The sequence below is a fragment of the Comamonas sp. B21-038 genome (assembly GCF_022387135.1).
In the GTDB taxonomy this organism is placed as follows: Bacteria; Pseudomonadota; Gammaproteobacteria; order Burkholderiales; family Burkholderiaceae_C; genus Comamonas; species Comamonas sediminis.
In genome coordinates this window covers 1284111-1304167 of the sequence record NZ_CP092462.1, presented here as the reverse complement: position 1 = coordinate 1304167, position 20057 = coordinate 1284111, and the positions used below count along the sequence as shown (strand labels likewise).

Sequence of the window (20057 nt, the reverse complement as noted above, 5' to 3'; positions counted from 1 at the left end):
CTTGCACACGCCAGCCGCCGGTCAGGCGTACACCAGCGTGCCCTCTTCTTCGCCCATCACCACGCGCTTGAGCGCGCCGCTCTTGATGATCGAGAATACACGGATAGGCAGTTTCTGATCGCGGCACAGGGCAAAGGCCGTGGCATCCATGATGCCCAGGTTGCGGTTCATGGCTTCATCGAAACTCAGCTTGGTGTAGAGCGTGGCATTGGGATCCTTCATCGGATCGGCCGTGTAGACGCCATCGACCTTGGTGGCCTTGAGCACCAATTCTGCGCCAATTTCAGCGCCGCGCAGCGCCGCTGCGGTATCGGTGGTGAAGAAGGGGTTGCCGGTACCAGCGGCAAACACCACGACCTTGCCCTCTTCGAGGTACTGCAGCGCCTTGGGGCGCACATAGGGCTCCACCACCTGCTCGATACCGATGGCCGACATCACGCGGGCGGTCAGGCCCTGCTTGTCCATCGCATCGGCCAGCGCCAGCGCATTCATCACCGTCGCGAGCATACCCATGTAATCGGCAGTGGCACGGTCCATGCCGACCGAGCCGCCAGCCACACCACGGAAAATATTGCCGCCGCCGATCACGACAGCGACTTCCACGCCCAGCCGCGTCACCTCGGCAATCTCCTCGACCATGCGCACGATGGTGGCGCGGTTGATGCCGAAAGCATCATCCCCCATCAGAGCTTCACCGGAGAGTTTGAGAAGAATGCGCTTGTGGGAAGGGCTTTGGGACATGGTGGAGAGCTCCAGGTGTGGGGATGGGGAAAAAACGATAGGTGAAACAAAGGGGCCGTAGCCCCTTTGTCAGGATGATTACTGGCCCTTGGCGGCCGCAACCTGCGCGGCGACCTCGGCAGCGAAGTCATCCACCTTCTTCTCAATGCCCTCACCCACCACGTAGAGCGTGAAGCCCTTGATCGAGGTGTTGGCGGCCTTGAGCATTTGCTCAACGGTCTGCTTGCCGTCAGCGGCCTTCACGAAGACCTGGTTGAACAGCGAGACTTCCTTGAGGTACTTCTGCACAGCGCCGTCCACCATCTTGGCAGCGATGTCAGCAGGCTTGCCCGACTCTTCAGCCTTGGCGGCAGCGACGGTGCGTTCCTTTTCGATCAGCTCGGCAGGCACATCAGCGCTGGTCAGCGCCACGGGCTTCATCGCCGCCACGTGCATTGCCACGTCCTTGGCCGCTTGTGCGTCGCCTTCGAACTCCACCACCACACCGATGCGGGTGCCGTGCAGGTACAGCGCCAGGTTGCTGCCTTCGAAGCGCTTGAAGCGGCGGAACGACATGTTCTCGCCGATCTTGCCGACCAGGCCCTTGCGCACATCTTCCAGGGTGGGGCCAAAGCCATCTTGCTCGTAAGCCAGTGCGCTCAGCGCTGCCACGTCGGCAGGGTTCTTTTCGGACACCAGCTTGGCCGCTGCATTGGCCAGAGCGATGAAGCTGTCGTTCTTGGAGACGAAGTCGGTTTCGCTGTTGACTTCGATGATCGCGCCGGTGTTGCCTTCCACCACTGCGGCGATCACGCCTTCAGCGGCAATACGCGATGCTGCCTTGCCGGCCTTGGTGCCCAGCTTGACGCGCAGCAGCTCTTCAGCCTTGGCCATGTCGCCATCAGCCTCGGTCAGTGCCTTCTTGCATTCCATCATGGGCGCGTCGGTCTTAGCGCGCAGTTCTGCCACCATGCTTGCGGTAATTGCCATTTTCTCTCTCCGTATTCAGTTCAGTTGGGGTGATTGTGGAAACGTAGGTAAAAAAAACGGGGCTGATGTGGAGCCCCGCTTTTCATTCGCGGCCCAATGGGCAGCCCTGTGGATTAAGCAGCGGTGTTTTCCACTTCCACAAACTCGTCGCCTTCTTCGCCGGAAGCAGCCTTGACCACGTCGTTCACGGCGTTGGCACGGCCTTCCAGGATGGCGTCGGCGATGCCGCGAGCATACAGCTCCACAGCCTTGGCCGAGTCATCGTTACCAGGGATCACGTAGTCGATACCTTCTGGGTTGTGGTTGGTGTCAACCACGCCGATCAGAGGAATGCCCAGCTTCTTGGCTTCAGCGATGGCAATCTTGTGGTAGCCCACGTCGATCACGAAAATGGCGTCAGGCAGCGCGTTCATGTCTTGAATGCCGCCGATGTCCTTTTCCAGCTTTTCCAGCTCACGAGCAAACATCAGCTGCTCTTTCTTGCTCATCGATTCCAGACCGGCTTCTTGCTGCGCCTTCATGTCCTTCAGACGCTTGATCGAGGTCTTGACGGTCTTGAAGTTGGTCAGCATGCCGCCCAACCAGCGCTGGTCGACGTAAGGCACGCCAGCACGTTGTGCTTCGGTGGCCAGGATTTCGCGCGCTTGGCGCTTGGTGCCCACCATCAGGATCGTGCCGCGGTTGGCCGACAGCTGCTTGATGAACTTTTGTGCGTCCTGGAACAGAGGCAGGGTCTTTTCCAGGTTGATGATGTGAATCTTGTTGCGGCTACCGAAAATGTACTGGCCCATCTTGGGGTTCCAGAAACGGGTTTGGTGGCCAAAGTGGACGCCGGCTTCCAGCATCTCGCGCATCGTAACGGACATATATCTTCTCCGAAGGTTAGGTCTAAAATTCTGCCCAACTATCACGGCCACCGTGCCTGTGCACCGCATGCCGCAACACCTTAGGTAGGCAGGTTTGCGATTTCGTTTTGAACCGATGCAGCAAGCTACACTCGGCAAAACCCTAGGATTCTAACATAGTCTGAAGTGGGCCGCGAAGAAGTCGCACCCGCCTTCCACGGCAGCTGGCGATCTGCCCGCGCCGCCCACATCCCATGAAACACCAGCCAGGCGCACTCAGCTTGACGATTGCTTGCGTTTTTTGAGCCACAGTGGCTACCCTTACAACGGGCATTGCAAAAAACTGGGCACAATCTGGCACTCGAACGCACGGCTTTTGCAAATGCTTGCAAGCGCCGTGCCCCACTCTATGAACGGCCCCCTGTTTTTGTTGTTATGAAGATTGCGATCGTTGGAGCAGGCATTGCAGGTATAGCAACTGCGTTCGAGCTGATGGAAGCCGGCAACGAGGTCAGTGTTTTCGAACAGCACCGGGCAGCCGGCGAGGAAGCCAGCTTTGCCCCTTCAGGGCTGATGTGGCCCTGCGCGATCAATCCATGGGGCGCAACGGCGTTTCAGCAGGCGCTGCAACTGGGCCTGGCGCGCCCGGCATTTTCGGAATTGCAGATCCACGGCGGCGTGCTGTCTTCACCGCGCCGCTGGGCGCGCCGGCAGCAGGCGGTGGCCAAGAAGCTGCGCGACAGTGAAGTCCTTCCTGCATTGCAGTCGCTGGAACTGCTGGCCATGCAGCGCATGCAACACCTGCAGGAAATGCTGGACATCAACGGCCAGTTCAGCCAAGGGCTGCTGCTGCCGCTGCGCAAGGAGCCCAGCGCAGCAGCACTGTACGAGCTGACCCGCCGCCTGTCGGCCGCGCACATTGACTACCAGCGCTGCAACGAGGCAGAGACCCGCGCGATCGAGCCGGGCCTGGCCACCGAGATACAGATCGCCGGCGCCCTGTACCTGCCTGAAGCCTGGTCGGGCAACGGGCGCCTGTTTTCACAAGGGCTGCTGCAAGCGCTGCAAACGCATGGGCTGCAGCTGCACACCCAGCACGCCATCAGCGGCGTCCAGAGCACGGGCAGTGGCGTGCGCCTGCAATGGGCGAGCGGCTCGCAGGATTTTGATGCCATGGTGCTCTGCGCCGGCACCCACACCAACCAGTTGCTGCGCCCGCACCATGTGCAGCTGCCCAGCGCCCCTATCTATAGCTACAGTGCCAGCATCCAGATCAGCGAGGAGTCCCTGGCTCCCCGCCGCGCGGTCATCGATCTGGAAAACAACATGATCCTGACCCGCCAGGGTTCACGCCTGCGCATCAGCGGCGGTGCCGAACTGGGCTACCCCGACAGTCCGGAGCGCAGCGATGACGCACGCCACGCGCTCATCAGCGTGCTGCTGGAGTGGTTCCCGGGCTGCATCCAGCCCAGCCAATCCATCTTGCAGATGTGGCGCGGCGCACGTTTGACCGTTCCCGACGGCCTGCCGGTGGTGGGCGCGTCCGGCATTCCGGGCATCTGGCTCAATACCGCCCATGGCGGCTTTGGCTGGGGCTTGTCGATGGGCTGCGCCCACCATGTGCGCCAGTTGATGACCGGGCAGAGCACCAGCACCGACCCCGCTGCGCTGGACCTGCAACGCCTGCGCTGACGCGCCGCGCCGGCCATCGGCGGCCCGTGCCTGCGCTACACCTGCGCTACGATAGCGCCATGCCTGCTACTGCCGCACTGCCCTACCCCGCCCTGCTATCCAGCGACCAGGTGCGCGAGCGCGAGCAATCGCTGGCCCGTACGCTGCCCCACTACAGCCTGATGGCCCGCGCCGGCGCAGCCACGGCACGCCTGGCACTGGCGATCGCGCCACATGCCCGGCATGTCTGGGTGGTGTGCGGTGCCGGCAACAACGGCGGCGACGGCTTGGAGGCCGCCATCCATCTGCAGGCCGCCGGTAAGACCGTGCATATCAGCCTGCAGCCCAGCGCAGGCAAGGCCCTGCCCGCCGATGCCGCCCATGCGCTGCAACGCGCCCAGGCAGCAGGCGTGCCCATCAGCGAACAGGCACCCGCGCATTTCGACCTGGCGATCGATGCGCTATGGGGGATGGGCCTGCGCGCCGACCGCAGCACCCCCGCCGAAGGCCCCGTGCGGGCCTGGCTGCAACGCCTGCTGGACACCGATCGCGATGTGCTGTGCATCGACACCCCCTCGGGCCTGCTGGCCGATACCGGCGCCTGGCTGCCCTGGCTGGCGCCGCTGGCGCCGCTGGCACCGCAAGCACCCCGAGGGCGCCGCTTCACGCTCAGCATGCTGGCACTCAAGCCCGGGCTCTTTACTTTGCAGGGGCGCGACTGGGCGGGCGAGGTCTGGCTGGCACCGCTGCTGGCGCAGAACCCGGTGTGGCGCTGTGACCAGATACCTGCCGCTGGCATCGATGCCCCCTCAGGCACCGGTCATTTGGTCACCCAAGCTCAAACGCCATTACCCACCCACAACAGCCACAAAGGCCTGTTTGGCGATGTGGCGGTGATCGGCGGCCAAAGCGCCAGCCACGATGGCCAGGGCATGGAAGGCGCCGCCATGCTGGCCGCCAGCGCGGCGCTGCATGCGGGCGCTGGCAGGGTCATGCTGCACCTGCTGGGCAGCAACCCCGCATCACCCAGACCTGCGGGCATTGCAGCGGACATCATGCTCCGGTCGCTGGAGGCCACGCGCGCCTTGCGCGGCAGCCTGGTGTGCGGCTGCGGTGGCGGCAGCCTGGTGGCCGGGGTGCTCCCCCAGATCTTGCAGCATGCGGGCAGCCTGGTGCTGGATGCCGATGCGCTCAACGCCATGGCCTCCCAACCGGCACTGCAGCAAGCGCTGCTGCAACGGGCGGCCCAGGCCGATACAGCCGGCCCGGCAGTGCTCACACCCCATCCGCTGGAGCTGGCGCGCCTGCTGGGCAGCAGCACCGAACAGGTTCAGCGTGACCGCATTGGCGCCGCCCGCCAGGCGGCGCGGCAATGGCAGTGCCTGGTGGTGCTCAAGGGCAGCGGCTCGGTCATCGCCGCGCCGGATGGGCGCTATGCGATCAACCACAGCGGCAATGCCCGCCTGTCGGTAGGCGGCACCGGCGATGTGCTGGCCGGCTGCATTGGCGCGCACCTGGCAGCCCTTCCGCCCGGCTGCAGCTGGGCAGAGGCGTGGCAGCCGCTGCTCAATGCCGTCTGGCTGCACGGCCATGCCGCCGACACCTGGCCGCCAGCGCGGATGCTGACGGCATCGCGCCTGGCGCGCAGCCTGCAACGGCCAGGCTGACCAACCACTGACCGGCTCAGCCACGCCCCACAAAGGGCATCTTGGTGGCCATCACCGTGTGGAACAGCACATTGCATTCCAGCGGCAGATTGGCCATGTAGAGCACCGACTGGCCCACCACGTCCACATCCATCAACGGCTCGGGCGCTATCTCGCCATGCGCCTGCATGACGCCCTGGGTCATGCGCATCGCCAGCTCGGTGCCGGCATTGCCCACGTCGATCTGGCCCACGGCGATGTCGTACTTGCGGCCATCGAGCGCGGCGGTCTTGGTCAGGCCCATCACGGCATGCTTGGTGGCCGTATAGGCAATCGACATGGGCCGGGGCGCATGGGCCGAGATGGAGCCGTTGTTGATGATGCGGCCGCCCATCGGCGACTGCTGGCGCATCACGCGGAAGGCCTGCTGCAGACAATAGAACATGCCATTGAGGTTCACATTGACGACATCCTGCCAGGTCTCGACCGGCAGCTCATCGATCGGCACCGCAGGCGCGCCGCGCCCGGCGTTGTTGAACAGCATGTCCACCCGGCCAAACCGGGCCACCGCTGCATCGAACAAGGCCTTGACGGCAACCGGGTCGGCCACGTTAGTGGGCACCACCAAGGCCTGGCCTGCATCTGCCGCATGGCTGGCCACCTCCTGCAAAGGCTGCTCGCGGCGGCCCGCCAGCACGACGGACCAGCCATCCTTCATCAGTGCCAGCGCCGCTGCGCGGCCAATCCCGGTGCCCGCACCGGTCACCACTGCAATCTTGCGCGTCTTCTCGGTCATCCGTACTCCTTGGAAAGTTCTCAGCTCAGTGAACAAAAAAGCCAGGCCATCGCTGGGATGGCCTGGCTTCGATCATAGTGAATTCACAGCAGATCAGCGGCGTTTGCGCGGGGTCTTCTGTCCCGGTTGTTTGCTGGCGCCGGCGCCGCGGTCGTTGCCACGCGGCTTACCGGCACCGTGCGCGGCACCCTTGGCCTTGCGCTTGAGGCTGGCGCGCTGGGCATCATAGGCTTCATCGCGGCCCTCGCGCTGGCGGCTCGAAGGCGACGATGCCACCTTGTTCGCCGCACGGGCGTTGGAGGCCGGGGCACGGGCCGCATCCTCGCCCTCGCGCACCAGGCGGAAGTCGATCTTGCGCGCATCCAGATCCACACGGCTGACCTGGATCTGCAGGCGCGTACCGATCGTGTAGCGGATGCCCGTACGCTCGCCGCGCAGCTCCTGGCGCATCTCGTCAAAGCGGAAGTAATCGCCACCCAGCTCGGTGATATGGATCAGGCCTTCGACATAGAGCTGGTCCAAGGTCACGAACAGGCCGAACGAGGTGACCGCAGACACCATGCCGCTGTATTCCTCGCCCAGGTGCTCGCGCATGTACTTGCACTTGAGCCAGGCCTCGACATCGCGGCTGGCCTCATCGGCACGGCGCTCATTGGCACTGCAATGCAGGCCGGCCGCTTCCCAGGCCTGTACCTCGCGTGACACGCGTTGCACGCGCTCGGCCTGCAGCTTCTGCTTGGGTGCCGCCACGCGGCTGGCCAGGCGCTTGGCGAGCTTGGCCTCCGCCTCGCCCGGCGTGGGCAGCAGCGGCAACTGGTAGCGCTTGCCCAGCAGCGCGGCCTTGATGACGCGGTGCACCAGCAAATCGGGGTAACGGCGGATCGGGCTGGTGAAGTGGGTATAGGCCTCGTAGCCTAAGCCAAAGTGGCCACTGTTGATCGGCGTGTAGATCGCCTGCTGCATTGAGCGCAGCAGCATGGTGTGGATCTGCTGGGCGTCGGGCCGGTCCTTGGTGGCCTGGGCAATGGCCTGGAACTCGGCCGGGCTCGGGTCGTCACTGATCGACAGGCCCACCCCCATGGCCTTGAGGTAGCCACGCAGAATGTCCTGCTTCTCGGGCGTGGGGCCTTCGTGCACCCGGAAGAGCCCGGGCTGGCCGCTTTGCTGGATGAAATCTGCCGCGCAGACATTGGCTGCCAGCATGGCCTCCTCAATCAGGCGGTGGGCCTCGGTGCGCGTGCGCGGCACGATTTTCTCGATGCGGCCGTTCTCGTCGCAGATGATCTGGGTTTCGGTGGTCTCGAAATCCACCGCGCCGCGGCGGCCCCGCGCCGACAGCAGCGCCTTGTACACGTCATGCAGGTTCAGCAGGTCGGCCACGCGCTCCTTGCGCTTGATCGCGTCCTGGCCCCGGGTGTTGGCCAGGATGGCTGCCACCTCGGTGTAGGTAAAACGGGCATGGCTGTGCATCACGGCGGGGTAGAACTGGTAGGCCTGCAGCTCGCCATCGGCGGTGACCAGCATATCGGCCACCATGCACAGGCGGTCCACATTCGGGTTCAGCGAGCACAGGCCATTGGAGAGCTTCTCCGGCAGCATGGGGATCACGCGGCGCGGAAAGTAGACGCTGGTCGCACGGTCGTAGGCATCGACGTCGATGGCATTGCCGTTTTGCACATAGTGGCTCACATCGGCAATTGCCACCAACAGGCGCCAGCCCTTGGTGCGGCCGATTTTGGCGGGTTCGCAGTACACGGCATCGTCAAAGTCGCGAGCATCCTCGCCGTCGATGGTGACCAGCGGGATATCGGTCAGGTCGATGCGGGCCTTGCGGTCGGCCAGGCGTACCTTGTCGGGAAGCTTCTTGGCCAAGGCCAGGCACTCGCCCGAGAACTCATGGGGCACGCCATATTTGCGCACCGCAATCTCGATTTCCATGCCGGGGTCGTCGATCTCGCCCAGCACCTCGACCACGCGGCCCACAGGCTGGCCGAACAATGCCGGCGGCTCGGTCAATTCGACCACGACGACCTGGCCGGTCTTGGCGGCGCCGATCGCGCCATTGGGGATCAGCACATCCTGGCCGTAGCGCTTGTCTTCCGGAGCCACGAGCCAGACGCCGCTTTCCTGCAGCAGGCGGCCAATGATGGGCTGCGCAGAGCGCTCGATGATTTCAACAATGCGACCTTCGGGACGTCCCCGGCGGTCGGTGCGCACGATGCGGGCACGGACCCGATCGCGGTGCAGTACGGCGCGCATTTCATTGGCCGGGATGTAGATGTCGCTCTCGTTGTCATCCCGGATCACAAAGCCGTGGCCTTCACGGTGGCCTTGGACTACACCTTCAATTTCTTCTGACAAATTATCTGCTCCTGTTTTGGAAGCCGTTTTTTTGATATACAATCTGATCCTTTCCTGAAATGCCCAGGTGGCGGAATTGGTAGACGCACTAGTTTCAGGTACTAGCGGGTAACTCCGTGGAGGTTCGAGTCCTCTCCTGGGCACCAAGTTTAACGACAAGTACAACTTGTTTTGTGAAAACGGTGAAAAATCAGTCTTAACGGGCTGGTCCTACAGTGGTATTTTAGGAAAGCCGTTAAGGGGCATCGCCCTGCATCATCAGCCCAGGTGGCGGAATTGGTAGACGCACTAGTTTCAGGTACTAGCGGGTAACTCCGTGGAGGTTCGAGTCCTCTCCTGGGCACCAAGTTTAACGACAAGTACAACTTGTTTTGTGAAAACGGTGAAAAATCAGTCTTAACGGGCTGGTCCTACAGTGGTATTTTAGGAAAGCCGTTAAGGGGCATCGCCCTGCATCATCAGCCCAGGTGGCGGAATTGGTAGACGCACTAGTTTCAGGTACTAGCGGGTAACTCCGTGGAGGTTCGAGTCCTCTCCTGGGCACCAGACATAAGCCGCTGCACTTTTTGTGCAGCGGCTTTTTCTTTGCCTGCACGGCGCTCCAACGCCCTGCGCACAGCGCCCAATGCCTCCTGGTCCACCGGCAAAGGTGGCTATGGAGCGCCAGCGCTCCATCCACCTGCCCACACCGTCGGCGCATAGCACCTTCCAACCACACGCGCTGCGACGGCATCTCTCCCGGCCATCGGAGCCAAGCGCTGCGTGCGCAGCACTGGCAAAGGCCACGGGCTTGCTCATACAGCACTCCGGCTTCCCGCTCCTTGTCAGCACCGCACACCCCCAACCAGAGCTTCTGAAAAATTTTTCGCATTTGCCCGAAAGCTGCGAAAAATCACCCCTATAATTGCGGCTTCCCTGAAAGCCCAGGTGGCGGAATTGGTAGACGCACTAGTTTCAGGTACTAGCGGGTAACTCCGTGGAGGTTCGAGTCCTCTCCTGGGCACCAAACAGCAAAAGCTGCTGCACACACAATGTGCAGCAGCTTTTTTGCTTTGAGCCCGGCATGCATCGCGGCAGCGCCTAACCACTCACACTCTCTCGCTATCTTTTTTGAAAAATTTTTAGCACTTTCGCCAAAACCGCCTCCAACACCGCCCTATAATTACACCATCCTGAAAGCCCAGGTGGCGGAATTGGTAGACGCACTAGTTTCAGGTACTAGCGGGTAACTCCGTGGAGGTTCGAGTCCTCTCCTGGGCACCAAACATCAAGCCATTGCACACCGTGCAATGGCTTTTTTGTTGCCCGCGCGCCAGCATGCAGGCGGGCGCGCTGCACAGCCCCGCCCCTCCCAGCCACTCCTGCCTCTGCGCCGATAAGTCCAACGCCAGGCCCATAAAAAAACGCCCTGGCGTTTCAGCACAGGGCGTTGTGGGATCGCTGCGGGAGCTTTACTTCTTCAGCAAGGCCTTCAAGGCGTTTTGCAGGCGGCGCGCCGAGGCTTCGTCGCTGCTGGTGGCCAGCACCTTGGCCACATCCTGCTGCCAGGTCTCTTGCGGCGAAGGGTCATTGCGGCGCGTCAGCAACTGCAATTGCAGCGCACGGCGGGCATTGATGTGCTCAGCCGGGGTGGGCACCTCGGCGGCCATCTCCAGGCGCAGCATCGCTTCGCTGCCATCACCGGCGGCAGGCGCCGCAATGGCCTGGCTCCAGCTGTTGCGCGAGCCGCCGGCCAAGCGTCCCAGATCCTGCGCCTGGGGGAGCAGCGCAGCATCGCGCTTGCTCCAGGCCTCCATCATCTGCGTCAGTGCCTGGCCGTGGGCCTGGGTGGCCAGCTTGCGCAGCGCTGCCTGGGCGTGCTCCACCGCATCGCGCTGGGCGCGGAAGGCGGCATCGCCCAGACGCGGGCCACGGTCTTCACGCGGCGCGCGGTCCATGCGGTCACCACGGCCAAAACGGTCGTCACTACCACGGCGCTCCTGGCCCCGGTCGCTGCGCGGGCCACGGCTGTCGCGTCCATCCCGGCCGTCACGGCGGTCGCCGCCGGGCTTGCCCGTGCGGCCAGCAGCTGCGGGTGCATCACGGCGCATGCCAGGGCGGTCATCGCCGCTGCGCTGGGCAATCACAGGCTTGGGCGGTACAGGTGCGGGGGCCGGAGCCGCCACTTCTGCGCCGCCCGCACCGCCACCGTCTTCAGCGGCCGCTTCCTCTGCCGGAGCCGCCTCAGCAGCAGCGTCCTTGTCCGTTGCAGGTACGGCTGCTGAAGCGGGCGCAGCGGCTGCCGGCTCCGCCGACACCGGCGCTTGCTGGGCCTGCAGCGCTTGCTGCAAACCGTCCAGCGCAGCCTGGATCCGCGCGGCATCGCCGCTGTGGTTGGCCGCTTCCAGCGCCTTGGAGGCATCGAGTACGGCCTGATCGCGGGCGCTCAGCTGGTGCTGCACGCGCTCGCGCTGCTGCGTCTTGCGGGCAAAGGCTTCATCGAGCGGCTTGCGGAAGGCATCCCAGAGCTTTTGCTCATGGCGGCGGTCCATCGGCACGGACTGGGCCTCGGTCTGCCATTGGCGCTGCAGCTCTCGCACGGCGTCAATGTTCAGGTTGGGCGCAGCCGCCAGTTCCACCGCCTGGGCCACCATGGCTTCGCGGCGGGCAATGCTCTGCTTCTGGGCCGCATGCAAAGGCGCAGAGGCCTCGTGCAGCGCAGACTTCCAGGCCTCTTGCAGTTCCGCATAGGCCTTTTCGCCCACATGGCCGCTGGCGCGCCAGCGGTCACCAAACTGGAACAGGTCCCGCTGAATGCGCTTCCAGTCGGTCGAAGGCTTGTGCGCTTCCACCCAGGCCTTGAGTTCGGCGATCAGCGCTTCGCGCTCGGCGCGGTGCTTGGCGCCCTCTTCGCGCACCTTGGCCAACCAGACCTCGACATGCTTGTAGGCGGCGTTGCAGGCCTCATCAAACTTTTTCCACAGCGCATGGTTGGTGGGGCCGCTTTGGTCGGCCTTCTTCCAATCCTCGCGCAGCTGGCGCAGCGCTTCTTGCAGCTTGCGGCCACCGAGCTCCTGGCCTTCGGGGCGGGCGAGCAGGCCCTGGGCCTTGGCCAGCAGCTCTTCGCGCACCTTGTCGGCGCTCCAGCGTTGCCAGCCTTCCAGTTCACCGGCAGCAATCAGCGCGGTATTGACCTGGGATTCCAGATCCTGGTCGATCAGCTTGCCATGCTGCTTGAGGGCAGCGCGCAGCTGCTGCGCCGCGCTGGACGCACCCTTGCCATGGCCTTCGGCCGTGTGGGCCTGCAAGGCTTTCAGTGCTTCCTGCACCACTTGCTTGGCGCGCTTGGATTCCTGCGGGTCGGCAGCGGGCTTGGCAGCGGCCGCACGGGCGGCGGCCTGCTCCACTTCGGTCGGCAGACCGCGGCCGGCGCGGATCTCGTCCGCCCAGACGGGCACCGTGGGCAGCGGAGCCTGCGCATCGTCAGCGGCGGCCAGCGTTTGCTTGAGGGCCGACTGGAAAGCATCCCAGACCAGCAGCAGCTGCGACTTGGAGGCCTCCAGCATGCTGGGGTAGCGCGCTTCCACACTGCCCCAGCTGGCATCGCCTTCCAGCACCGCAGCCTGGTCCTGCCAGTGCTGCACATCGGTGGCCAGTGCCGCCTCGGCAGACTGCGCATCCTTGTAGGATTTGGTGGAGAGCACTTCGACGCGCTGGGCCAGCAGCACCGCCGCCTCACGCTGCACCTGCACGCGGTGCTGCAGGTCTTCAATCGTCTTGACACGGTCGGCCAGCTGGGTCTTGAGCGCAGACAGCGGCTCGCGCGACAGCGGCGCACCGGCCTTGGCGGCGTCGCGCTGCCAAGCCAGGGCGTCGGCAATGTTCAGCTTGGAGGCGCCCAGCAGTTTGTCGGCCTTTTCAGCCCATTCCGCAGCAATCGCTTCCTGGCCCTTGGCGCGGCGCATCTCGTCCATGCGCTCACGGATGGCCTTGGCGGCACCCTTGTCGCGGGCAGACAGCTCCTTGAACACTTCCTGCAGTTGCTCGGCACCGGGATTGGTGGCCAGCCATTCGCGCACCTTGGCTGCACGCTCGCCCGAGGTGGCAGCCGAAAAAGCACCACCGGTGACACCATCGAGGGGATGGGGGGCAGCGGCCGCCTTGGCGGGTGCGGGTGCGGGCTCAGGGGTTTCGGGCGTCTTGTTGCGCGAGATAAAGGGGAACATGGAGTCGGTTCAGTCGTAAATACGGCCTGCATCGCGGGGCAATGCAGCCATTGGCACATAAAAAAGAGGGCAGCAGGCATGGGCCCACCGCCAGAAATCCTCTGCATCCCCCTTACCCAGCGGCATGGACGGGGATCGGCATGCGACTAAGCGCCATTTGCAATCCATAGCCAGACGTTGACAACAAAGCCAACGCAGCGGATCGCCCGAGTCCGGCTTCAGGCCGAGGCAGGGAGTGGTACAGAGGGTCCCTAGGTGCTATTTTGACCCGGTTTGGCGAGGACTCCAAGCACACGGGGCATCGCTATAAGGTAATTCAACCGCAGTATGGCCAAAAACAAAGGGCTGGCACCCTGCGGCCCAGCCCTTGATCGGTGGCGTATCAGCGCTCAGCGCGGTGCCAGACTCAGCTCGGCATGCGGCGTCCAGTCCTTGTCATCGCCAAAGCCCTCGGTTTTGGCATTGCCCAGGAACAAGCGTTCCAGCTTCACGCCCTTGCCGGCCAGGTAGTCGCGCACGGTCACGCCGCGAGCCAGCGCCAGCTCGCGCATCGCGTTGTCGGGCACGCTGATGCTGGTCAGCAGCAAGGTTTCCATCTCGGCCACGGGGATGTCGCTGGCCATGCCGACCAGGTTGCGCGGCTTCTGGATATCGGCACGTTTGTACACATCCTTGAGCAAGGCGGGGTACTCGGCAGCGCTCACTGCCTGCACGTCTTCGAGCTTGCCGCCGGCGCGTACCGTGGCACGGCGCTTTTGCGCCAGCACCAGGTCATCGATGCGGGCCTTGCGCCAGCCGTCCTTCTCGCGCTCCAGGTCGGCCTGGCCGGAGACGGTCAGCTGCAGCGCCGGGCGCTCTTCCAACGCCTTGGCCACCTTGTCCAGGCTTTGCTTGCTGTCTGCATCCAGCACCGCGCTGCCGGGGGCAAAAGGCACATGGCTGGCCTCGCTGCTGCCACCGAAGGCGCCCGACAGCAGCGCGAACGGCGAAGTCACCGCCTTCATGATCAGGTTGCCAATGACCTTGAAGATGATCGGCGCGAGACGGAACTGCGGATCGTTGAGCGAGCCACTGATTGGCAGGTCCAGGTCGATCACCCCATTGCGGTCGGCCAGCAAGGCCACGGCCAGCTTGACCGGCAGGCTCGCCGGCGCACCTTGCACGGCATCACCAAAGGTCAGCTGGTTCAGCACCAGCTTGTTGCTCGCCGTCAGCATGCCTTCGGGCGTCACGTCATACTGCACATCGACGCTCATCTTGCCGCGCTCGATGCCGTGGCCGGCGTACTTGATGCTGTAGGGCGTCAGCGGCGACAGCTCCAGATCGCGCACCTTGCCATGGATATTGAGCGCCAGCGGCTTGACCAGCGGATTGAGCTTGCCGGTGATCTCCAGCGACGCGGTGCCCTCGGCCTTGCCGCGCAGCTCCAGCTCCGCCAATTGCAACTGGCCAGCGGTGGGCTCGGACGAGAAGGCGCCCATGCGGCCGGCCAGCTCGGACAGGTCGGCCGAGTAGTTGGGCCGCACAAACTGGTCGCTGAACTTGACGGTACCACCTGCCAAGGTGATCGGCCCCATATCGATGATCGGCCCCGTGGCCGGTTCCGGGCTGGCTGGCGAGGCCGGGGCGCTGACCGCTGCACCGCCCGACGCTTCGACCACCACGCCTTCAGGCGCTGCCGCCTCACCCGCTGCAGCCGCAGCACGGCTTGCGCCCAGATCCTGGAGGTTGAGCTTGCCGTTCTCCTGCACCACCAGACGGGCGTAGAAATCGGTCAAGGCCGTCTCGCCGACCTGCACCTTCATGCGCTGGCCGGGCACCATGTCCAGCGCCAGCGCGCGCAGACTCAGCAGCTTCCAGTTCAGCAGGTCATCGCCTGCGCCCATCAGCCCCATGCGCAGCGTCCCGGCACCCCGGCTGGCGGCCGGGGCAGCCGCTTTACGCCCTGCGTCGCCTGCGCCATTGCCATCGTCGTCGCCCGCATCGTCTGCAAGCGCCGGGGATGCGGCGGCCACCAAGGGACGCACACGCACATCATCGAGCCCGGCATCACCTTTGACATGCACCACCGGCCCCTTGTCCGTTTGCGCGTAATCCACCGTGCCCCGGAAATTGGCATCCGCCCGCATCAGCCGCACCGGCAGCAAGGCCGCCGCATAGGGCTCAAACGCATGGACGGGCAGCTGGCTCACATTCAGGCGCCCCACGGCCGACAGCGGCGCCAGACCCAGGCTGCCTTCATAGGCGAGCCGGCCCGGCTCGGCGCGGCCGCTGCCAATGCGGCCCGAGAGCTTCAGTGGCGAGGGCTTGGCCTTGGCCGCCAAAGGCGCATAGTCGCGCAGCTCCAGATCCCAGCCGGTCAGGCGAAAGGCCACCTTGCGGGCCGTGGACTCATCCTGGAAAGCCAATTGGGCACCCTTGATGCTGACCAGGCCCAGCTGCACATCCCAGGGTTTGCCGGTGGCCACCTGGGCGGCCGGCTTGCGGTCATCGGCTTTGCGGGCCTGCGAGGCCACCAGCCAATCCTCAAACATCATGCGGCCGTCCTTGGCCCGCGAGACGCCCAGCACCGGCTCCACCAGCTGCACCGAGCCCAGCTTGACCTGCTGGGCCTCCGTGTCCAGCACGGCATCCTGGACCAGCAACTGGCGCAGCTCCAGCAGGCTGTTCTTGCCCTTGAGGCCGATGGCCGCACCATGGGGCGGCGCACAGTTGGCCTTGCTATTGCACTGCAGCGCCACATCGGACACGCGCATCTGCGCGAGCGTCACCTTGAGGGCGGTGCCCTGGCGGCTCAGCTGCATCTCGCTGTCTATCGTGCCCAGCAGGCCGGGCTCGATCACGCCGGTCAGATAAGAAGCGCCCAGCTGCAGCGGCAGGCCCGTGGTGCGCACATCCACCTCCGCCATCTGGTCTGTCGCCTTGCCCGAGAACACCAGACGGCCGGTAGACGGCACGCCCTGGGCACCCGAGAGCCCTGATGAACCCTCAAACTGGAAGGGCTCCTTGAAGGGCCAGGCGATGTGCTGCGCCTCCATGCTGAAGTCATCGAGCTGCACGCGCGCTGGCAGCGGCACGCTTTCATCCACCCACACGCCTTTGAGGCGGCTGAGCTTGAGCGCATCGATCTGCACCGACCAGCTGGGCTGGCCAGTACTGGCTTTGCCTGCGGATGCGCCAGAGTCGGCCATTGGCACCTGCGGCTCTGCCTGGTCTTCCTTGGCGTCGCTGCTTGCAGCGTCTGCACGGGCGACGGAAGGACCAGGCTCCGCCTTTTCCGTGGCAGCGGCTGCTTCAGTCCGCCCCGGCAGCGCCTGGCCCTGGGCATCGAGCAGGCTCAGTTGCCCATTCTTGCCCCGTTTGAGCGACAGCTGCGCGCCATCCAGCGCCAGTTGGGCGACATGCACCTGCCCCAACAAAGGCTGCACATCGGCCAGTTGCACATCCAGCCGCTCCCAGCCCAGCAATTCACCGTTGGCCGCATCACGCACCTGCACGCCGCTGGCATGCACTTCGCCGCTCAGGCGCACCTGGGTCTTTTCTTGCTGCTCAAAGGCGAGCGCCAGATCGGCATTGAGCACACCGGCAGCCAGCTTGACCGGCAAGGACGCGGGGAGATAGGCCAGATAAGGCTGGAGGTCGAGGTCCTTGATCGCAAACTGGGCTTCTGCCTTTCGGTCGTCGGCAAACGGCGTGGCCTCGGCATGGCTCGCAAACTGGCTGCCATTGAGCACAAAGGCCAGTTGGGGCAGCACCTTGATCTCGCGCTTGGACTCCAGATTGCTCAGAAACGGAATGCCCAGTTGCAGATCCTTCAGTTCATGGGTCTGGCCCACGGTGTCGTCGCGAAAGGCCACCTGCCCGTCCTTGAGCTCGATGTTGTAGAGCGCAAAATGCGCCGTCTTGCCGTCATCGGGCTGGGGTTGCGGGCTGCGCAGCTTTTGCAGCACCTCGTCAACATCAAACTCGCCGGGTGCGGTTTGCGCCAGGTGCAGCACCGGCTTGTCGACCTGGATCGCGTCGAGCACCGGCGCCAGCCGGAAAACGGACTGGATATCGGCATCCACATAGAGGCGCTCGACCGCGAGCATGGCCGGGCTGTCGGGCTGGGGGCCCGCGATCTGCAGGTCGCGCACCGTCAGCTCCAGCGACCAGGGCTTGAACTCCACCGCGCCGATATGCACCGCCCGCCCCAGCTTTTCGGTGCCCAGCTTCTCACCCTGGGTGCGCAGCAGCCAAGGCAGCAGCAGCCACGACAGCGCCCACAGCAGCAGCAGTGCCAGCAGACACCATCCCAGCCGGCGCAACCAGCGCACCGCTGCGGTCTTTTTCTTGTTTGTTTCTTGCGTTTCGCTCACGGCGACGTTCCTCAATCAGCGCCCATACGGCCACAACAAGGCCGGTTGGCAGTACCAAGAGCCATTGTGCCCAAATAAGCTGCCGCAGCGGCATTGGCTTAGCACACAAAAGCGCGATCTGTGGCGGGTTCACAATCGTTCAAAACTGGCCGGCCTGTCCCAGAAGAATGCAAGCCTGCATATATATAGAGGAAAGGCCTGGTTTCCATGGAGACCTGCAAGGGCTGCAGTGCGCCGGAGCGGGCGGCGCCCTGCCCTGCCGAACGCGAAGAAGCCCGGCGGTGTGAGCTGGCCGGTCCGGGCGCGACCGACCGGCCTTCCCGCCCGAGCTGGCTGCGTGCTGCCGCACGCGGCGCGGCCCAAATGGGTCGGCAAAAACACCACGCCGATGAGGAATTTAGGCGTTTGCACTATTTTTACCCAGGCACAAATACCAAAAACCTGATGGGGTTCTAGGTTATTACGGCTTTTAACCTGGTTTTTATACAGTTTTTTGGCAATTTACTGTGAAACGGGTGGACGCTGCGATGACCGTTTGATGACGCGAGGCCCCTGACCCAAATCAAGTCAGCAGTCGCCTTGTCGGCGCGGGTCCGACAAACCTGTCAGTCCCCCGCTTCGGCTGGGCGGCTGTCACCGCTGATACGCGAATGGAACCGCAGCTTTGCATAAAAACAGAGCAGAAAAGCTGCGCGGCATTTGATAAAGATTGACTTTTCATCGAATCCTTTATACCAATCACGTTATTAAAAACATTAAATATAGACTATCAAGACCTATGCCTTACGCCGCGATGGACCCCAAGCGGCGGTGCTTTTTCTGCCGGACATCCGGCGCGCTGCGGCCCGGTCGCCACCGACCGGATCCGCGCCGGCGACGCACCGCTATACACGTTTTTTTATTACTTTTTTTTCTAATTTCGCCATTCAATAGTGTTGACTGGGTATTAAGCAAGCTTCTAGAATTCAGCCCATTGCATTGATTGCTGATTTTTTAGTCAACACCCTCCCGGTGTTTTGATCGTAGCCCCTGACACGCAAGAGCGTGCATGAAACGACAAGGGCCGTCTGCTGCGCAGATGGCCTGCCGGTGGCCGCACAGGACAGTGCGGCCCCTCCCTGCCAGACCCCCGCCCGATGTAAAACCTACCGGGCGCTTGGAGGTGGTGGGACTTTGAAAGGAAAAATCCCTATGACGGCTCCCGCGCAAGTGGATGCCGGTGTGCGCTCGTTGAGCGCCACCATCAGCCGTGGTCTGATGACCATGGCACACAACAGTTTTGCTTTGATCGGTCTGGTGGTGGCGTTCTGCGCCCTCACCCTGGTGTCGCGTGACGACCTTCGCCATGCGGGCGAAGCGCAGTTGCGCAGCTGGTTGCAGGCACGCACGCAGGCGCCGGCGGCTGATGCCGCTATTGCCGATGCGGACGTCAGCGCCGCCGATGATGCGGCAATGATGGCCGCCGTGGACCGCGCCACTGCCAGCAATCCCCAGCAGCTGCCCCGCAATCAGGCCAATGTCGCGTACTGGCTGGCCAAGAAATACCGGGTCGCGCCCGAGCCGCTGGCCGTGCTCGTCTCCGAGGCCTACCAGGTCGGCAAGGACACCAAGCTCGACCCCACCTTGATCCTGGCGATCATGGCTGTCGAATCGAGCTTCAACCCCTTCGCCCAGAGCTCGGTGGGTGCGCAAGGCCTGATGCAGGTCATGACCAAGATCCACACCGACAAGTACGAGCACTTCGGCGGCCACTTTGCGGCCTTTGACCCGGTGACCAATCTGCGGGTGGGTGTCAAGGTGCTGCAAGAGTGCATTGAACGCGCTGGCTCGCTCGAAGGTGGTCTCAAGTACTATGTGGGCGCTGCCAACCTGCCCACCGATGGCGGTTACGCCGCCAAGGTGATGGCCGAGCATTTCCGCATCAAGCAAGTCGCCGAAGGCCGCAGCAACACCCCCAAGGCACCGGTGGCTCCCGCCGCCAAGCCATCGCTGTCTGCCCAGGCAGATATGCCGGCAGCGGCCGCTACCGTGGCCGACAAGGCCAAGGCGGCCAGTAACAGCGCTGCTGCCGCGGCCGCCGAGACGGTGGCACTGGCTGACAAGCCCGCTGCGCTGCCTGCAGCTGCCAAGGCCGAGGCCACCGCCGTGGCCATGGGCTCCTGAGCGCAGGCTTTCCTCTCACCCCCTGGCAAAGCACCCCTTGAGGGTGCTTTTTGCTTGGGGGCCTGGTCTTTACTGGCGAACGCGATAAACCCATTGCCTCCAGCGCGCTGTGGCCTCGGCTACACTAGCCGGGTACGCGACTGGCGATAGACATCTGTATGACCGGATTGTTGACGTGGAATGCAGGCCCGGCCTGCAGCAACCACCGGGGAGCGTACCGTGCAGTGCCAGGGCGGGCCCATCGCCCCCCGCACCCGCCACGTGTTAGCCGTGCGCCTGGGCAGCCCCTGTTTTTGCCACCC

At 64.0% G+C, this 20057-nt stretch carries 10 protein-coding genes, 5 tRNA genes and 1 riboswitch; of the genes, 8 read left to right on the top strand and 7 right to left on the bottom strand.

All coding sequences use genetic code 11. From position 1 onward, the window contains the following. Positions 1–21 precede the first annotated feature (21 nt). The 3 genes from pyrH to rpsB form a co-directional block, all read right to left on the bottom strand. Positions 22–741 carry a UMP kinase gene (gene pyrH / locus MJ205_RS05785; RefSeq protein ID WP_239811595.1) on the bottom strand — a complete coding sequence of 240 codons (720 nt, stop codon included), beginning with the start codon at positions 739–741 and terminating at the stop codon, positions 22–24. Positions 742–819: 78 nt separating this feature from the next. After that, positions 820–1710 (bottom strand): translation elongation factor Ts, encoded by an 891-nt coding sequence (gene tsf / locus MJ205_RS05780; RefSeq protein WP_239811594.1) that lies wholly within the window; start codon positions 1708–1710, stop codon positions 820–822. A gap of 113 nt (positions 1711–1823) precedes the next feature. Continuing rightward, a complete protein-coding gene (gene rpsB / locus MJ205_RS05775; protein ID WP_239811593.1) occupies positions 1824–2576 on the bottom strand; it encodes a 30S ribosomal protein S2 in 753 nt (250 codons plus the stop codon). Between the two features lie 414 nt (positions 2577–2990). Here rpsB and MJ205_RS05770 point away from each other — a divergent pair, with 414 nt between their 5' ends. Both MJ205_RS05770 and MJ205_RS05765 read left to right on the top strand, forming a co-directional pair. Further along, positions 2991–4247: an NAD(P)/FAD-dependent oxidoreductase gene (locus tag MJ205_RS05770; protein ID WP_239811592.1), complete on the top strand. Its 1257-nt coding sequence runs from the start codon at positions 2991–2993 to the stop codon at positions 4245–4247. Between the two features lie 59 nt (positions 4248–4306). Beyond that, positions 4307–5893, top strand: a complete 1587-nt coding sequence (locus tag MJ205_RS05765) for an NAD(P)H-hydrate dehydratase (RefSeq protein ID WP_239811591.1) — start codon at positions 4307–4309, stop codon at positions 5891–5893. Positions 5894–5909: 16 nt separating this feature from the next. Here the strand turns inward: MJ205_RS05765 and MJ205_RS05760 are convergent, their stop codons facing one another. Then, positions 5910–6668, bottom strand: a complete 759-nt coding sequence (locus MJ205_RS05760; RefSeq protein ID WP_239811590.1) for an SDR family oxidoreductase — start codon at positions 6666–6668, stop codon at positions 5910–5912. 93 nt (positions 6669–6761) lie between these two features. Further along, positions 6762–9071, bottom strand: coding sequence for a ribonuclease R (gene rnr, locus MJ205_RS05755; protein ID WP_239811589.1), 2310 nt, complete (start codon positions 9069–9071; stop codon positions 6762–6764). Positions 9072–9090: 19 nt separating this feature from the next. Between rnr and MJ205_RS05750 the strand changes: the two genes are divergently transcribed. From MJ205_RS05750 to MJ205_RS05730, 5 genes are all read left to right on the top strand, one after another. Then, positions 9091–9175, top strand: a tRNA-Leu gene (locus tag MJ205_RS05750). A 115-nt stretch (positions 9176–9290) separates the two neighbouring features. Then, positions 9291–9375 (top strand) — tRNA-Leu (locus MJ205_RS05745). Between the two features lie 115 nt (positions 9376–9490). Then, a tRNA-Leu gene (locus tag MJ205_RS05740) sits at positions 9491–9575 on the top strand. Between the two features lie 375 nt (positions 9576–9950). Continuing rightward, positions 9951–10035 (top strand) — tRNA-Leu (locus tag MJ205_RS05735). A 172-nt stretch (positions 10036–10207) separates the two neighbouring features. Then, positions 10208–10292: transfer RNA gene (locus MJ205_RS05730), tRNA-Leu, on the top strand. A gap of 188 nt (positions 10293–10480) precedes the next feature. Here MJ205_RS05730 and MJ205_RS05725 read toward each other — a convergent pair. Further along, positions 10481–13234 (bottom strand): DUF349 domain-containing protein, encoded by a 2754-nt coding sequence (locus MJ205_RS05725; RefSeq protein ID WP_239811588.1) that lies wholly within the window; start codon positions 13232–13234, stop codon positions 10481–10483. Between the two features lie 389 nt (positions 13235–13623). Continuing rightward, positions 13624–17592 carry a DUF748 domain-containing protein gene (locus tag MJ205_RS05720; protein ID WP_239811587.1) on the bottom strand — a complete coding sequence of 1323 codons (3969 nt, stop codon included), beginning with the start codon at positions 17590–17592 and terminating at the stop codon, positions 13624–13626. A 1191-nt stretch (positions 17593–18783) separates the two neighbouring features. Here MJ205_RS05720 and MJ205_RS05715 point away from each other — a divergent pair. Next, the gene (locus MJ205_RS05715) at positions 18784–19755 is read left to right on the top strand and encodes a lytic transglycosylase domain-containing protein (protein ID WP_239811586.1); all 972 of its coding nucleotides are present in this window, start codon (positions 18784–18786) and stop codon (positions 19753–19755) included. 126 nt (positions 19756–19881) lie between these two features. Beyond that, positions 19882–20044: riboswitch (ZMP/ZTP riboswitch) on the top strand. Positions 20045–20057 lie beyond the last annotated feature (13 nt).

Excerpts from the sequence above, each read along its gene's own strand:
- pyrH (WP_239811595.1), bottom strand. The coding sequence starts at position 741 with ATGTCCCAAAGCCCTTCCCACAAGCGCATTCTTCTCAAACTCTCCGGT.
- MJ205_RS05765 (WP_239811591.1), top strand. The coding sequence starts at position 4,307 with ATGCCTGCTACTGCCGCACTGCCCTACCCCGCCCTGCTATCCAGCGAC.
- rpsB (WP_239811593.1), bottom strand. The coding sequence starts at position 2,576 with ATGTCCGTTACGATGCGCGAGATGCTGGAAGCCGGCGTCCACTTTGGC.
- tsf (WP_239811594.1), bottom strand. The coding sequence starts at position 1,710 with ATGGCAATTACCGCAAGCATGGTGGCAGAACTGCGCGCTAAGACCGAC.
- MJ205_RS05715 (WP_239811586.1), top strand. The coding sequence starts at position 18,784 with ATGACGGCTCCCGCGCAAGTGGATGCCGGTGTGCGCTCGTTGAGCGCC.
- MJ205_RS05725 (WP_239811588.1), bottom strand. The coding sequence starts at position 13,234 with ATGTTCCCCTTTATCTCGCGCAACAAGACGCCCGAAACCCCTGAGCCC.
- MJ205_RS05770 (WP_239811592.1), top strand. The coding sequence starts at position 2,991 with ATGAAGATTGCGATCGTTGGAGCAGGCATTGCAGGTATAGCAACTGCG.
- MJ205_RS05760 (WP_239811590.1), bottom strand. The coding sequence starts at position 6,668 with ATGACCGAGAAGACGCGCAAGATTGCAGTGGTGACCGGTGCGGGCACC.